General features: G+C 74.0%; 12 protein-coding genes. 7 read left to right on the top strand and 5 right to left on the bottom strand.

Annotation, left to right across the window (positions count from 1 at the left end; all coding sequences use genetic code 11):
* Positions 1-85 precede the first annotated feature (85 nt).
* Positions 86-568: an ATP-binding protein gene (locus tag STTU_RS13745; protein WP_043255134.1), complete on the bottom strand. Its 483-nt coding sequence runs from the start codon at positions 566-568 to the stop codon at positions 86-88.
* 287 nt (positions 569-855) lie between these two features.
* Between STTU_RS13745 and STTU_RS13740 the strand changes: the two genes are divergently transcribed.
* From STTU_RS13740 to STTU_RS13725, 4 genes are all read left to right on the top strand, one after another.
* Positions 856-1,746, top strand: coding sequence for a helix-turn-helix domain-containing protein (locus tag STTU_RS13740; protein ID WP_009067818.1), 891 nt, complete (start codon positions 856-858; stop codon positions 1,744-1,746).
* Positions 1,747-1,951: 205 nt separating this feature from the next.
* Positions 1,952-3,418 carry an aldehyde dehydrogenase family protein gene (locus tag STTU_RS13735; protein WP_007823778.1) on the top strand — a complete coding sequence of 489 codons (1,467 nt, stop codon included), beginning with the start codon at positions 1,952-1,954 and terminating at the stop codon, positions 3,416-3,418.
* 171 nt (positions 3,419-3,589) lie between these two features.
* Positions 3,590-4,123, top strand: a complete 534-nt coding sequence (locus tag STTU_RS13730; RefSeq protein WP_007823776.1) for a DinB family protein — start codon at positions 3,590-3,592, stop codon at positions 4,121-4,123.
* A gap of 173 nt (positions 4,124-4,296) precedes the next feature.
* Positions 4,297-5,145, top strand: coding sequence for an alpha/beta hydrolase family protein (locus tag STTU_RS13725; RefSeq protein WP_043255132.1), 849 nt, complete (start codon positions 4,297-4,299; stop codon positions 5,143-5,145).
* A 19-nt stretch (positions 5,146-5,164) separates the two neighbouring features.
* Here STTU_RS13725 and STTU_RS13720 read toward each other — a convergent pair whose 3' ends face one another.
* Both STTU_RS13720 and STTU_RS13715 read right to left on the bottom strand, forming a co-directional pair.
* Positions 5,165-6,577 carry a glutamate decarboxylase gene (locus STTU_RS13720; RefSeq protein WP_007823771.1) on the bottom strand — a complete coding sequence of 471 codons (1,413 nt, stop codon included), beginning with the start codon at positions 6,575-6,577 and terminating at the stop codon, positions 5,165-5,167.
* A gap of 73 nt (positions 6,578-6,650) precedes the next feature.
* Positions 6,651-7,943 carry an ion channel protein gene (locus STTU_RS13715; protein ID WP_007823769.1) on the bottom strand — a complete coding sequence of 431 codons (1,293 nt, stop codon included), beginning with the start codon at positions 7,941-7,943 and terminating at the stop codon, positions 6,651-6,653.
* 318 nt (positions 7,944-8,261) lie between these two features.
* On the opposite strand from STTU_RS13715, the gene STTU_RS13710 reads away from it, so the two are divergent.
* A complete protein-coding gene (locus tag STTU_RS13710; RefSeq protein ID WP_043255129.1) occupies positions 8,262-9,638 on the top strand; it encodes a VTT domain-containing protein in 1,377 nt (458 codons plus the stop codon).
* 39 nt (positions 9,639-9,677) lie between these two features.
* On the opposite strand, the gene STTU_RS13705 is transcribed toward STTU_RS13710, so the two are convergent.
* Both STTU_RS13705 and STTU_RS13700 read right to left on the bottom strand, forming a co-directional pair.
* The gene (locus STTU_RS13705; RefSeq protein ID WP_007823765.1) at positions 9,678-11,456 is read right to left on the bottom strand and encodes a threonine/serine ThrE exporter family protein; all 1,779 of its coding nucleotides are present in this window, start codon (positions 11,454-11,456) and stop codon (positions 9,678-9,680) included.
* Positions 11,457-11,704: 248 nt separating this feature from the next.
* Complete coding sequence (locus STTU_RS13700) at positions 11,705-12,196, bottom strand: inorganic diphosphatase (protein ID WP_009067826.1); 492 nt, start codon at positions 12,194-12,196, stop codon at positions 11,705-11,707.
* Positions 12,197-12,405: 209 nt separating this feature from the next.
* Between STTU_RS13700 and dacB the strand changes: the two genes are divergently transcribed.
* Together dacB and STTU_RS13690 are read left to right on the top strand one after the other, a co-directional pair.
* Complete coding sequence (gene dacB / locus STTU_RS13695; RefSeq protein ID WP_234019229.1) at positions 12,406-13,986, top strand: D-alanyl-D-alanine carboxypeptidase/D-alanyl-D-alanine-endopeptidase; 1,581 nt, start codon at positions 12,406-12,408, stop codon at positions 13,984-13,986.
* Positions 13,987-14,152: 166 nt separating this feature from the next.
* The gene (locus STTU_RS13690; RefSeq protein WP_043255125.1) at positions 14,153-15,319 is read left to right on the top strand and encodes a zinc-dependent metalloprotease; all 1,167 of its coding nucleotides are present in this window, start codon (positions 14,153-14,155) and stop codon (positions 15,317-15,319) included.
* The last annotated feature ends 214 nt before the right edge of the window (positions 15,320-15,533 follow it).

Genomic DNA, 15,533 nt, shown 5'->3' with positions numbered 1-15,533 from the left:
GGTCCGTACGCCCGCACACAGAAAGAGCGGTGTCCGCGCACAGCGGCACCGCTCGTCGTACTTGCCGGGCCCGGGGCCCCCGCGTTCACACCCGGAACAGCGCCCACACCATCTTTCCGTGCAGCGTTCCGGCGAGCGGGTGCCAGCCCCAGCTCTCGCTGAAGGAGTCCACGAGGAAGAGGCCGCGCCCGCACTCCGCGCCGAAGTCCTCCGCGCGCGTCACCGGGCTCGCGTCGCTCGGGTCGCGGACCGCGCACATCAGGCGGCCCGCCCAGCGCATGAGGTGGAGGCGGACCGGGCTCTCGTCCGGGCCGTCCTCGGGCGCGGGCTGGGGGAGGGCGTGGCGCAGGGCGTTGGTGACGAGTTCGGAGACGACGAGGGCGATGTCGTCGGCGAGGTCGGTCAGTTCCCAGCGGTCCAGGGTCGTCCGGGCGAACTGCCGTGCCTCGCGTACGCCTTCGAGGCGGGCGCTCAAGGCGCAGGAGGCGGCGTCGCTGACCGTCGCGGGGTCCAGCGGCGGTAGCCCTTGCCTCAGCGGGTCGAGCATGGTCGATCCATTCGTCCCCATGCGAGGCACTCCCGGAATTCGCGATGGCTGCGCGGCGGTGCGCCCCCATCGTGGCGGAACGCACACAGCGGATGCAAGGGCAGATGCACGTGCACGCGCCGGAATTGCCGTCACACCTACCACTTCACCCCCATTTCTTCCCGCCAACTCGCGGCAACTCTTCCCGGCACATGACACAAGCTTTCCGTTTCCGTAACCGAACGAGTACGGCACGAAGCCTTTTAGTGGCAGACTGCGGGGCTTGTAGGCAACGCCCTTGACGTCCTATGGAGGGGAGGCTGGGTGTCGTGACCGCAGGGGACTGGGGGCAGCCCCAGGCCGAGGGGGCAGGCGGAGGCTCGGTCGTACGGCGCATCCTGCTCGGCTCGCAGCTGCGGCGGCTGCGCGAGTCGCGCGGGATCACTCGCGAAGGCGCCGGCTACGCGATCAGGGCCTCGGAATCGAAGATCAGCCGCATGGAGTTGGGACGGGTGAGCTTCAAGGCGCGGGACGTGGAGGATCTGCTCACGCTCTACGGCGTGCACGACGCGGCCGAGCGCGGTCAGCTGCTCGGCCTCGCGAAGGAGGCGAACATCGCGGGCTGGTGGCACAGTTACTCGGATGTCCTGCCGAGCTGGTTCCCGACGTACGTGGGCCTGGAGGGCGCCGCGTCGGTGATCCGGGTCTACGAGGTGCAGTTCGTGCACGGACTGCTCCAGACCGAGGCGTACGCGCAGGCCGTCGTGACCAAGGGGATGCCGGGCGGGGACCCCTCCGAGATCGAACGGCGCGTCGCGCTGCGCCTGGAACGCCAGAAGGTGCTCGTCGCCGAACGCGCCCCGCGCTTCCACGCGGTGCTCGACGAGGCCGCGCTGCGCCGCCCGTACGGCGACCGGGGCGTCATGCGCGGGCAGTTGGAGCACCTCATCGAGATGTCGCAGCACGAGAACGTGACGCTCCAGGTGATGCCGTTCAGCTTCGGCGGGCACTCGGGCGAGAGCGGCGCCTTCTCCCTGCTCGGCTTCCCCGAGTCGGACCTCTCCGACCTCGTCTACCTCGAACAGCTCACGAGCGCGCTCTACCTCGACAAACCCGAGGAAGTAGCCCTCTACGGCAGTACGTTCGAGCGGCTGAGCGCGGACTGCCCCGGCCCGGAGGAGAGCCGCGACCTGCTGCGGGGCCTGCTGCAGCTGATGTGAGGCGCCGGGAGCGGGGCCGGTTCCGTGCGGACGGGGGTGGATTCCGTACGGGGGCGGCGCCCCGTTCCCGTAGCACAGTGTCCCCCGCACGGCCCAGCCCCTGCCGCCACGCCTCCGCTCGCGCGTACCATGCACGCCAACGGGGAGCCGCGACAGGGCCCTTGGGTCCCGGGCGGCACGCGCGCAACCGGCAAGGATATACACCATGTCGTTCTTCACCGACCTGTCCCACCAGTACATCGACGGCGAATGGCGCGTCGGCCGGGGTTCCTGGGACGTCATCGACTTCAACCCGTACAACGGCGAGAAGCTCGCCGCCGTGACCGCGGCGACCGGCGTCGAGGTCGACGAGGCGTACCAGGCGGCGGCGCGGGCGCAGCCCGGCTGGGCCGCCGCGGGGCCGCACGCGCGCCGCGACGTCCTGGAACGGGCCCGCAGCGCGCTCGTCGGTCTACGCGAGGAGACCGCCGAGGCGATGATCGCCGAACTCGGCGCGACGCGCGCGAAGGCGTACTACGAGATCGACCTCGCCGCCGAGTTCCTGCGCCACGCCGCCGGGGTCGCCGTGATGCCCGACGGCGAACTCCTGCCCGCGCTCACGCCCGGCAAGGAGAACCGCGTCTACCGCGAGCCCGCCGGGGTCGTCACCGTCATCAGCCCCTTCAACTACCCGCTGCTCGTGACGCTCAAGTCCGTCGCGCCCGCGCTCGCGCTCGGCAACGCGGTCCTCGTCAAGCCCAACCAGAACACCCCGATCGTCGGCGGCGGCCTCGTCGCCCGCATCTTCGAGCTGGCCGGACTGCCCGCCGGGGTGCTCAACGTGCTCGTCACGGACATCGCCGAGATCGGCGACGACCTCATCGAGCACCCCGTCCCCAAGGTCATCTCCTTCTCCGGCTCGGACCGCATCGGCCGCCACGTCGCCGCCGTCGCCGCGCGCGCCCTCAAGCGCACCGTCCTCCAGCTCTCGGGCAACGGCGCCTTCGTCGCGCTCGGCGACCTCACGGGCGCGGCGCTCGACCGGGCCGTCGACGCGGCCGTCTTCAGCCGGTACGTGTACCAGGGCCAGGTGTGCATGGCCGCGAACCGCATCCTCGTGGACCGCGCGCTCGAACCCGCGTTCAGCGCCCGCTTCACCGAGCGCGTCGCCGCCCTGCGCACCGGCGACCCCGCCGATCCCGCGACCCAGCTCGGGCCCGTCATCGACTCGTTCCACGCCGAGGCGCTCACGGCGCTCGTCGACGAGGCGCTCGCCGAGGGCGCGACGCCGCTCCTGCACGGCCGCACCGTCGGCAACCTCGTCGAGCCCACGATCCTCACCGGGCTCTCGCCGCACTCGCCGCTGCTGCGCCAGGAGATCTTCGGGCCCGTCGCGCTCCTCGTCCCCTTCGACGGCGACGAGGAGGGCCTGCGGCTCACCAACGACACGCCGTACGGGCTCAGCAGCGCGGTCCACACCGGGGACGCCGAGCGCGGCGTCGCCTTCGCGCGGCGCGTCGAGGCCGGGATGATCCACGTCAACGGCACGACGATGGAGGACGACCCGATGGCGGCCTTCGGGGGCGTCAAGCGCTCCGGGATCGGGCGGCTCAACGGGGCCGCTTCGGTGGACGCGTTCACGACGCAGCGGTGGATCTCCGTGCAGCACGGGCCCGCGACGTACGAGCTGTGAGCGGACGGGCGGCCGGCGGACGCGGGGCCGGCCGGCGCCTGCTCCGGTGACGGGGCGGGCGGGCCGTCCTCGCGTCCCGCGCGGCGTGTTCCCGGGTGGCGGACCGAACCCGTCCGCGATCGCCCCTACCTTCCTCTTACCGGCCCCCAGGCCTACCGAAGAGGAGAACCCATGGTCAAGCACGTCGGTCCCGAGCGTCCCGGCGACGAGGCGGGCGCGCTGCTCGCCTTCCTGGACGAGCAGCGCGGCGGCATCCGCAGGGCCACGCTCGGGCTCACCGAGGAGCAGGCCCGGCAGCGGCCCTGCGCGAGCGAACTGAGCCTCGGCGGCCTCCTCAAGCACACCGCCGAGACCGAACAGGGCTGGCTCGCCCGCGCCCGGGGCACCGCACCCGACACCGTCCGCACTCCCGAGAACTGGCACGAGAGCCACGCCCTCCTCGACGGCGAGACCCTGGAGGGCGCCCGCGCCTACGCCGAGAAGGTCGCGCGCGAGACCGAGGAGTGGATCAGGTCGCGCCCGAGCCTCGACGAGACCTTCCCGCTCCCGGAGGCCCCCTGGTTCCCCGACGCCGAGGCCGTCTCGCTGCGCTGGCTCCTCCTCCACCTCATCCGCGAGACCGCCCGCCACGCGGGCCACGCCGACATCCTCCGCGAGCAACTGGACGGCGAGACGGCGTTCGCACTGGTGGCACGGGAGGGCTGAGCGGACGCCGGACGCGCGGGACGGCTGAGCGGACGCCGGACGCGCGGGACGGCTGAGCGGACGCCGGACGCGCGGGACGGCTGGGCGGAGGGGAGGCGCGAGGGCGCGGGCCCGCGCGGGCGGGACGGCGCGCGGGGCCGGGTGCCTTGGCGGGGACGGGGCAGGCGGGGGAGATGACGACCTCGCGCGAGATCACGTTCGCGAGCGGTGCGACGCACTTGGCCGGACTGCTCGCCCTGCCCGGCGGACCCGCCCCGTCCGGCGCGGGCCGGGCGGGCGTCGTGCTCGTCGGGGGTTCCGGCCCCACCGATCGCGACAACGGCACGTACTTCCCGCCCCTGCGCGCCCGCCTCCTCGCCGCCGGGTTCGCCGTCCTCTCGTACGACAAGCGGGGGGTCGGGGCCTCCGGCGGGGACTGGCGCGCGGGAGGACTGGCGGAACTCGCCGAGGACGCGACGGCCGCGCTCGCCCGGCTCCGCGCGGAACCGGGCGTGGACCCGGCGGCCGTACGGCTCTTCGGGCACAGCGAGGGCGGCTGGGTGGCACTGCGGGCCGCCGCGCGGGGCGGTCCCGAGAGGCTCGTCACGAGCGGCTGCCCCGCGGTGACCCCCGCGGCCCAGGAGCGCCACGCTCTCGCCGTGCGCGGCGCGGCCCCGGAGGTCCTCGGCCTGTACGACCGGCTGATCGCCGCCGGACGCGCGGGCGTGGGCTTCGCGGCGGCGGACGAACTGCTCGCGCGGGCGGGCCGCCCCGCGGAGCTCGACCCGTTCTGGGCGGGAGTGGACGCGCGGACCTGGGCCTTCCTCGTACGGAAGCAGGAACACGACCCGCTGCCCGACGCCGCGCGCCTGCGCTGCCCCCACACCGCGCTCTACGGCGCGGACGACCCGCTCGTGCCCGTCGCGGCGAGCGCCCGCGCCTTCGCGGGGGCGGCTCCGCGCGCCACGGCCGTCCTCGTCCCGGGAGCGGGCCACCGGCCCCCGGCGGAGGACGTCGCGCGGGCGCTCGGCGCGCGGGAATAGCAGGGCCCGCCCCGCCCCCTCAGTGGTGGAACGCCGTCGCCCGTTCCCTGCTGTGCGTCACCGGGTGCGGCTGAGCGCGGAGTTGGGGGAGGAGGTCCTCCAGGTCGCCCAGGAGGAGGTCCGCCAGGTCGGAGGAGAAGCCGTTGCGGCAGACGATGCGCAGGACCGACAGGTCCTCGCGGTTCTTCGGGAAGGTGTACGCGGGGACGAGCCAGCCGCGTTCGCGCAGGCGCCGGGAGACGTCGAAGACGTCGTACGCGGTGACGTCGGGCGTCGTCGTGAAGGCCAGGACCGGGAGTTCGTCGCCGCGCGTCAGCATCCTGAAGTCGCCCATCGCCTCGATGCGTTCGGCCAGTCCGCGCGCCACGTCCCTGCTCGACTGCTGCACCGCCCGGTACCCCTCGAAGCCGAGCCGCAGGAACGTGTAGTACTGCGCGACGACTTGCGCGCCCGGCCGGGAGAAGTTCAGCGCGAACGTGGGCAGTTCGCCACCCAGGTAGTTGACGCGGAAGACCAGCTCCTCGGGCAGCGCCGCCTTGTCCCGCCACAGCGCCCAGCCCACGCCCGGGTACACGAGCCCGTACTTGTGCCCCGAGGTGTTGATCGAGGCGACGCGCGGCAGCCGGAAGTCCCACACGAGGTCCGGGTCGAGGAACGGCGCGATCATCCCGCCCGAGGCCCCGTCCACGTGCACCGGGATGTCGAGCCCGGTCCGCTCCTGGAGCGCGTCGAGCGCCGCGCACAGGTCGGCGATCGGCTCGTAGGAACCGTCGAACGTCGAGCCGAGGATGCCGACGACGCCGATCGTGTTCTCGTCGCACAGCTCCACGGCCGCCTCGGGCGAGAGGTGGTACCGCTCGCCCTCCATCGGCACCTGCCGCGCCTCCACCTCCCAGAAGTCGCAGAACTTCTCCCAGCACACCTGCACGTTGATCCCCATCACGAGGTTCGGCCGCGCGCCGCCCGGATAGCGGTCCTTGTTCTTCCTCGTCCACCGCCGCTTGAGCGCCATCCCGGCGAGCATGCACGCCTCGCTGGACCCCGTCGTCGAACACCCCATCGCGTCCCGCGCGTCCGGGGCGTGCCACAGGTCGGCGAGCATCGCGACGCAGCGCCGCTCCAGCTCCGCCGTACGCGGGTACTCGTCCTTGTCGATCATGTTCTTGTCGAGGCACTCGCTCATGAGCACCCCCGCCTGCGGCTCCATCCACGTCGTGACGAACGTGGCGAGGTTGAGCCGCGCGTTCCCGTCGAGCATCAGCTCGTCGTGCACGAGCTGGTACGCCGGATGCGGGGCCATCGGCTCGCGCGGCAGCCGGTGCCGGGGCGGCGCCTCCCGCATCCCGTCGAGCGGGTCGGCCTCGCCGAAGAAGGGGTTCACGGCGAGCGGCTTGTCGCGCTCCCGCGCGTCCTCGGGCGGGTGGTGCAGCATGGCGCTCCCTCAGGGTGCGGGGCTCGTGTCGCGGGCAGCGTAGGCGGATTCCGTACGAAAACGGGGCAAGCGGCTACGCGACGGGAGCTGTGCCGCGCTCCTCCGGTACGGGCCCGGGGCCGCCGAGCCGCATCGGCGGCCTCCCCGTCACGAGCAGCCACGCGGGGAGCGCCGCGAGGCACAGCAGCGGCAGCACCGCCGTGTCCGCGACGAGCACCGCCGCCGTGAAGAGGCTCAGCCACCCCTGCCGCGTCACCGCGAGCAGCACCCCCAGCACCCCGCACGCCACCGCCGGAGCCTCCGGGGCCGCGCCCGGGAAGAGCTGATGCGCGCTCAGCCCCAGCGCCACCCCCACGAACACGGCCGGGAAGATCCGCCCGCCCCGGAACCCCGAGGACGCCGCCACGACCAGCGCCGCCGTCCTCACGACCGCCATCCCCACGAGCGCCCCCGCCGACCAGTGCCCCGGGTGCGCGCTCAGTTCCTTGACCTCGTCGAGCCCCTTGAAGAGCGTCAAGTGCCCGCCGAGCACCCCGAGCCCCCCGAGCACGAGCCCGCCCGCGCCGCACACCAGGACCGGGTGCCCGAGCCGCGCGAAGGCCCCGTGCGCGTACGGGAACGCCGCGACCGCGCACAGCCCGAGCACCGCGCCCGCCAGGCAGATCAGCAGGGCGGGGAGCAGGTGCGCCCAGCGCGCCCCGCCGTACGGGGGCAGCGCGAGGTCGAAGCTCGGCTCCGCGACGAGCGTCATCGTGAGCGCGCCCGCCGCGCCCGCGAGCAGCGGCGCGTACAGCCGGTCCCACAGGGCGGGGCCCGGCCGCTCCGTGAGCATCTCGGTGAGGACGAGGGCCGCCGCGACCGGCGTCCCGAAGAGCGCCCCGATCGTCCCGGCCGCCGCGAGCCCCGTCCACAGCTCGCCCGGCACGCGGGGCGACAGCCTGCGTCCCGCCGCGTACACGAGCGCCACGTTGACCGCCGTGATCGGGTTCTCGGGCCCGAGGCTCACGCCGCCCGCGAGCGAGAGCACCGTCGCGAGGAGGAGTCCGGGCAGCACGGCGAGCGGCAGCGGGGCGTCCACGAGCCCGGTCGTCGCCGGATCGGGCCCGGCGTGCCCCGGCACGTACCGCACAACGAGGCCCGTGAGGACCCCCGTGCAGGTCAGCACGAGCACCACCCACCCGGCCGCGTACCGCCCCACCCCCAGCGCCTCCGGCACGGTCCCCCACCACACCCCCTGGAGCCGCTCCGCCACCCAGCTCACCCCGAGCAGCACGCACGCGGCGAGCACGCCGGTGACGAGCGCGGGGAGCGTGAGCGGGGCGAGGCGGCGGGCGGTGGGCGTCAGGACGGGGGCGAATCCGGGCATGCCGGTACGTTACGGGCGCCGGGTCCTTCGTGACGTGCGGCACCCTAGCGCCGGGCGCGGAACCGCCCCGGCGCTCGCGCGCGTCGGCCAGGGCAGGCGCGCGCCGCCACCGGCGGCGGCCGTCCGCGCGTCGCGGGCCCGTGCGGCGCGGCGGCCCCCGGGGGACCGGCCGTGCGCGGGCCGGGAACGCGGGTGGGGCGGGCCTCGTTGGTAGCTTTGCTACCGCATGACTTTCCCCCGGCGGCAAAACGATCCCCGCCATCCCTCCGCCGAACGGTCGTCCCCCCGCCGGCCAGGACCCCCAGGAGCCCGAACGTCGTGAACTCGCTTGCTCTCGGACCGAGCTGGCTCGATCCCAACACCATGCTCGACAACTTCGGCATCTGGGGACTCGCACTCATCGTCTTCGCCGAGTCGGGGCTGCTCATCGGCTTCTTCCTGCCCGGCGACTCGCTGCTCTTCACGTGCGGGCTGCTCATCACGAGCAACCAGCTGGACTTCCCGCTCGCCGGGGCCATCGCGATCATCTGCGTCGCGGCGATCCTCGGCGACCAGGCCGGATACCTCTTCGGCAAGAAGGTCGGTCCCTCGCTCTTCAAGCGGCCCGACTCGAAGATCTTCAAGCAGGAGAACGTGCAGAAGGCGCACGAGTTCTTCGAGAAGTACGGCGCGAAGTCGCTCGTCCTCGCCCGCTTCGTGCCCGTCATCCGCACCTTCACGCCGATCATCGCGGGCGTCAGCGGGATGGCCTACCGCTCCTTCGTCACCTTCAACATCATCGGCGGCGTCCTGTGGGGCGCGGGCGTGACGCTGCTCGGCTCGTGGCTCGGGAAGATCGACTTCGTCAAGGACAACATCGAGTTCATCCTCATCCTGATCGTGCTCGTCTCCGTCGTGCCGATCGCGATCGAGTACCTGCGGGCGCGCGGCAGGAGCGGCAAGGACTCCTCCTCCGGCCCCGCCGCCCCCGCCGCGAGCGCCGAGGACGCCCGCCGCGACGACGAGGGCCCGCAGGACCCCGGCGGCTCCCCGCAGTCCGCGTGGAACAGCGCCCCGTACGCCGCGCAGCAGCCCCAGCCCTCCTACGACGGGCAGCCCTACGGCGACCCGCAGGCCCCCGGCGGCTACGCCCCGCAGCAGCCCCCCACCGGCGCGCAGCAGCCCCCGACCGGCCCGCAGCCCTACGGAGGCGGGACCTACGGCGGCCAGCAGGGCCTCGCGTACGACCGGCAGGCCCCGTACCAGGCGCCGCGGAACCCGCAGCAGTACGGGCAGCAGCAGTACCCGCCCGCCCACGGTGACCAGCCCCAGGGCTACGGCGGCCAGCAGGCGGCCCCGTACGACAACGGCGCACAGGCGGCCCCGTACGACAACGGCCGGCAGGCCCCGTACGGCGGTCAGCAGCCGTACAACGGTCAGCAGCAGCCCTACAACGGCCAGCAGCAGGCGTACGGCGGTCAGCCCCAGGGCTACGGCGGTCAGCCGCAGTCCTACGGGCAGCAGCAGCCCTACGGTGAGCAGCCCCAGGCGTACCCGCAGCAGCCCACGTCCCCGCAGCGGCCCGAAGGCGGCTACCAGGAGCCCGACGCGACCCAGCCCTTCCCCGCCTACGAGCAGGAGGGGGAGCAGGGGTACGGGCAGCAGCGGCCCCCGCGCGGCGGCTACGGCTACCCGGACGAGGAGCGGCGCCGCTGAGCGGTCTCCCGCGACACGCGCACGGGCCCGGGGCGGGCGTCAGAAGCCCCGGGTCCGTTTCGCTCCCTTGCGGGCGATCGTGCCGGGCACGCGCAGGAAGAGCCGCGAGATCTCCGAGCCCAGGTTGACGCCGATCGCGATCGCGAGCGCCGTCGCGACCGCGCGCGACAGCGACAGCAGGCCGTCGTCCAGGTCGTTCTGCGCGATGCCGAGCAGCCCGTAGTACGTCGCCGAACCGGGCAGGAGCGGGCCGATCGCCGCCGTCACGTACGGCAGCGACGAGGCGAACTGGTAGCGCGAGAGCAACTGCCCGAACAGGCCCACGAGCCCGGCGGCGACCGCCGTCGCGGCGACCGGCGAGATCTTCCCCGTGAAGTGCATCGAGCCGTAGACGAGCCACGCGACGCCGCCGTTGAGCGCCACGGGGATGACCGTCGAGCGCTCCTGCTGGAGCAGCACCGCGAAGGCGAGGGACAGCGCGACCGAGGCGAGGAGCTGCGCGACCGGCCTGTTCACGGTGTTCCCGGTCACGTCCGGGTCGAGACTCGCGTGCAACTGGACGCCCGCGTACAGCACGACGAGCACCCCGATGACGATCCCGACGAAGAAGTACAGGACCTCCAGGAGCCGGGCGGCGGCGGTGATGTAGTAGCCGGTCAGCCCGTCCTGCACCCCGGCGACGAGCGCCCGCCCCGGCAGCAGCGCGAACAGGCCACCGGTGATGACGGCGGAGGCGCGCAGGTCCGAGTGGACGAGGTTGAGGGTGACCCCGATCGCGGCGGGAGGGGTCGCGGCGACGAGGAACTGGTAGAACTCCGGCAGCCCGCGCCCGGCGGCGAGCCACGCGAGCCGGTCGCCGAGCATCGCGCCGATCGCCGCGCAGAAGAAGACGGCCGGGCCACCACCGACGAGCACGGAGGCGCTCCCCGCGAGCAGCCCGTTCGCCGCCGTGAGCGCCCAGCCGGGGTACGGATGCCGGTTGCGGCGTATCACCGCGAGCCGCCGGTACGCCTCTTCGAGCGACACGTCCGTGCCGGGCGAGGTGAGGTCGTCGACGAGCTGGAAGACGGCGGAGAGCCGCGTGTAGTCGGTGCCGCGCCGCCGCACGGTGCGCGCGGCGGTCACGGGGTCCTCGACGAGGCTCGGCTGGTAGCTGATGTTGAGGAGCGTGAAGGTGACGTTCGGCTCGACGCGGTCGAGCCCGTACGAGCGCGAGACGGCGAACATCGCGGCCTCGACGTCCTCGGCGCCCTCGCCGCCCGCGAGCAGCAGCTCCCCGATGCGGAGCGTCAGGTCGAGGACGCGGGGGACGGCGGGGCCCTCCTCGGCGTCGTGCTTCTGCGCCGACTCGGGGGTGGGGCGCTCGGCGACCGGCATGCGCAGCATCGTGCGCATGCGGTCCTGCCACGGGGCCTCCTTCGTCAGGCGCAGGATCGGGACGCCCTCGGCGGGCGTGAAGGCGGGCGGGGCGTGACGGGCGTCGTAGGTGTGGGGGAGGGAGAAGGCGGAGGTGGTGGCGGCGGACGTGTCGGCCTCGGGGGGCTCGGGCGGGACGAAGCCCTCGGGGAGGGAGAACTCCGAGGTGACCTGCGGATCGTCCTCCGCCCTCGGCTCGGTCCACGTCGGCCTGGCGGTGGCGGCGGCGACGCCGGAGGGCGGCGAGAAGGCGCTGCGGGCCTCGTCGGACTGGGGCTTCGCGGAGCCTTCCTCGGCCTCCGTCGCGCCCGCGCCGCCGCGGCTCTCCGCACCGCCCCGGTCCCGGTCACGGCGCTCGTCCTGGTGGCCCCGGTCCTCGTCCCGGTCCTCCGCCTCGCTCACCTGTCGCCTCGCTCCTCGTCCGCCGCTGACTCGTCCCCCGGCTTCGGCTCACCCACTGGACAGCACCGTAAACGCCCTGGCCGCGGGGGGCCCGGCGAGTTCCGCGCGGTGGGTTCCGCCCGGCGGGGGACCGGGCCGTGCCGCGCGGCCGGTTCCGTACGGCACGGCGAAGGGCCGCACGGAAACCCGTACGGCCCTTCGGACCGGCCCTCCCCGGGGATGCGGCGCCCCGCGCGGGCCGGTGCGGCTCAGTGGCCGCCCTGCTCCTTGAGGCGCTTGCGGCTCGCCTCGATCTCGGCCTCGGCCTCGGCGCGGCCGACCCAGTCCGCGCCCTGGACCTCCTTGCCGGGCTCCAGGTCCTTGTACGACTCGAAGAAGTGCTTGATCTCGTCGCGCAGGAAGGGCGAGACGTCCTCGATGTCCTGGAGGTGCGCGAAGCGCGGGTCACCGGCCGGGACGCACAGCAGCTTGTCGTCGCCGCCCGCCTCGTCGGTCATCTTGAACATGCCGATCGTGCGCGCCTCGACGAGGACGCCCGGGAAGAGCGGCTCGTCCAGGATGACGAGGGCGTCGAGCGGGTCGCCGTCCTCGCCGAGGGTGTTCTCCACGAAGCCGTAGTCCGTCGGGTACGCCATCGACGTGTACAGGCGGCGGTCCAGGCGCACCCGACCGGTCTCGTGGTCCACCTCGTACTTGTTGCGCGAACCCTTCGGGATCTCGATCGTGACGTCGAACTCCACCGCTGGCTCCTCCATGTCGGTACGTGTCCGAACGTGGCCGTGCCACGCCCGTTGCTGAGCTGTTCGTGACTGCGTCCGACCGGGGGACCCCGTCCGGCTCCGGTTCCCGGGGAGGGACCCGTACGGACCGGGGCGCCGTGCTCGCGGTAAGGCGCAGTGGTTAAGTGTCCCTCACTCCGCTCAGTGATCGTGAAAGGGGCTGGTCCGCCGTGCCCGAGCCGAAGCTGCCCGCACGCCCGCGGCCCCGCGGCCCGCTGACGAGTCTCCAGCTCACGGCCGTCGCCGCCGTCGCCGGGCTCCTGCTCGCCGGCGGCACGGCCGCCCTCGCCGGGCCCTACGACTCCTCCGGACAGCGCGTCGCCGAGGCCCGCCGCGCCGCCGCGCGCCCCGCCCCCGGCGCCGCCGGACCGCAGGCCGCGCACCGCCCCCTCACCTCCGCCGGGCTCCCCTCCCCGGCCCCGAGCGCGGGCCCCGTGCTCGACGGGCTGCGCACCGGCGGCGGCGACACCGCGGGCGGCCGGGGCCCCGCCCTCGCGGGCCGCCTCGACCCGCTCCTCGCCGTGGACGAACTCGGCAAGGGCCCCTCCGCCTCCGTCGTCGACCTCACGAGCGGCGAGCAGGTCTACGGGAACCACGCCGCCCGTGCGGCGACCCCCGCCTCCGTCACCAAGATCGCCACCGCCGTCGCCGCCCTCGACGCCCTCGGCCCCGACCACCGCATCAGGACCCGCGTCGAGAAGGACGGCCACCGCCTCGTCCTCGTCGGCGGCGGCGACCCCACCCTCACCGCCCGCGCCCACCCCGGCGAATACGCGAGCCTGCGCACCCTCGCCCGCCGCACCGCCGAGGCGCTCGGCACGGAACACGGCACGTACACCCTCGTGTACGACACCTCGCGCTACGCGGGCACCACCCGGCACCCCATAGGACCCAACGAGAACCTCGCCCCCGTCACCCCGCTCATCGCCGACGAGGGCCGCCTCGACTCCAGCGACCACGGCCCCGCCGACCGCAGCACCGACCCCGCGCTCGACACCGCCCGCCGCTTCCACGACCTCCTCGCCGAAGCGGGCGTGAAGCTCCGCGACGAGGTCGAGACCGGCGACGGGAAGAAGGCCCCCGCCGAGGACTCCTCGGGGTCCCCGAAGCCGGGCGAGGACGCCAAGGGCGGTGAGGACGCCAAGGGTGGTGAGGACGGCAAGGGCGGTGAGGACGCCAAGGGCGGTGAGGACGGCGGGATCGCCTCCGTCTCCTCCGCGCCCCTCGCCACGATCGTCGAGCGGATGCTCACCTACTCGGACAACGACATCGCCGAGCACCTCGCCCGCCAGACCGCCCTCGCCACCGGCGCGAAAGCCGACTTCAAGGGCGGCGCCCGCGCCGTCCACGACCGGCTCGACAAGCTCGGCCTGCCCGTCGAGGACACGTCCTTCCACGACGGCAGCGGCCTCGACCGCGCCGACAAGCTCACCCCCGGACTCCTCACCGCGCTCCTCGCCGAAGCCGCCCGCAAGGACCAGCCGGGCCTGCGCCCCGTCCTCACGGGCCTCCCGGTCGCCGGATTCACCGGCACCCTCGCGACCCGCTACACCGCCGAGCACAACAAGGCCGGCACCGGGCTCGTCCGCGCCAAGACCGGCACCCTCACCGGGGTCAACACCCTCGCCGGGACCGTCGTCACCCGCTCGGGCCGCCTCCTCGGCTTCGCCTTCATGAGCCACGACGCCCCCGACCCGATGGCCGCCCAGGCGGCGCTCGACAAGATGGCGACGGCCCTCGCGGAGAGCTGACCCGCCTCCCCCACCCGCCGCGCGCGGCTCTTCCGCGGGGCGCGGGGGTCCCCCGGCCGGGGGCCGGGGGAGGGCGGGCGCGGTGGGGGAGGGGTCGGCACGGCAAACCGCCCGCGCCCTGGCCCGCCCCCTCCTTTCCGCCCCGGAAACCCCGTACCGTTGACACATGACGAGCCTCGGTGGTCCCCAGATGGTCGACTGGAATCTCGCGGTCACCACCGCGACCCGCCTCCTGCGTCCGGGCCCGGAGGTGAGCCGCGACGAAGCCCGCGCGGTCGTCGCCGAACTCCGCGCGCACGCCGCCTCGGCCGAGGAACACGTCCGCGCCTACACCCGTATGAGCCCCCCGCCCTCCGCCGACACCCCCGTCCTCGTCGTCGACCGCCCCGGCTGGGTCCGCGCCAACGTCGCGGGCTTCCGCTCGCTGCTCGCGCCGCTGCTCGACAAGATGCAGGACCGCAGGAACGAGGGCGGCTCGTCGAGCATCGTCACCGCGCTCGGCGGCAAGGTCACGGGCGCCGAACTCGGCGTCCTCCTCTCCTTCCTCTCCTCGCGCGTCCTCGGCCAGTACGAGACCTTCGCGCCGCCCTCGCGCGAGCTGCCCGGCGGCAGCGGCGGCGGACGGCTCCTCCTCGTCGCGCCGAACATCGTCCACGTCGAACGCGAACTCGGCGTCGACCCGAGGGACTTCCGCCTGTGGGTCACCCTCCACGAGGAGACCCACCGCACCCAGTTCACCGGCGTGCCCTGGCTGCGCGACCACCTGGAGAACGAGATCCGCGGTTTCCTCGACGAGACCGAACTCGACCCCGGCCACTTCGCCGACCGCCTCGGCGAGACCGTCCGCTCCCTCCTCGACCGCGACGGCCGGGAGAAGAAAGCGGCCGAAGGCGCCGACGACGAGGACGGCGGCTCGCTCGTCGAACTCGTCCAGACCCCCGTCCAGCGCGAGATCCTCGGCCGCCTCACCGCCGTCATGTCCCTCCTCGAAGGCCACGCCGACTACGTCATGGACGGCGTGGGACCCGCCGTCGTGCCCTCCGTCGGCGAGATCCGCGAGAAGTTCCAGGAGCGCCGCGCCAAGGGCGCCAGCCGCATCGACCTCGCCCTGCGCCGCCTCCTCGGCCTCGACGCGAAACTCCGCCAGTACCGCGACGGGGAACGCTTCGTCCGCGCCGTCGTCGAGGAGACCGGCATGGACGGCTTCAACCGCGTCTGGACCTCACCGAACACGCTCCCCACGAAGCGCGAGATCCACCACCCCGCAGAGTGGATCGCCCGCGTCCACGGCGACGAGACCGGCCCGGACACCCCCGGGGACGCGGCGAACTGACGGGGCGAAGGGCGGGGACGGGGTGAAGGGACGGGGGCGGAGCGCGGGGAGGCTGGGCGGGGCGGCGTACGGGTGGGGCCGCGTGACGGAGTGACGTACGGGTGGGGCGGCGCGACGGGGTGACGTACGGGTGGGGCGGCGGGGCGGACGGCGGGCGCCCCTCGCCCGTACCGGAAAACCCGCAGGATTCCGCTCGCGGTACGTGACCACAGGC

Origin of the sequence: Streptomyces sp. Tu6071, assembly GCF_000213055.1 — a bacterium.
Classification (GTDB): Bacteria; Actinomycetota; Actinomycetes; order Streptomycetales; family Streptomycetaceae; genus Streptomyces; species Streptomyces evansiae.
The sequence above is the reverse complement of the archived record's forward strand: the minus strand, read 5'-3'. Positions and strand labels throughout refer to the sequence as shown.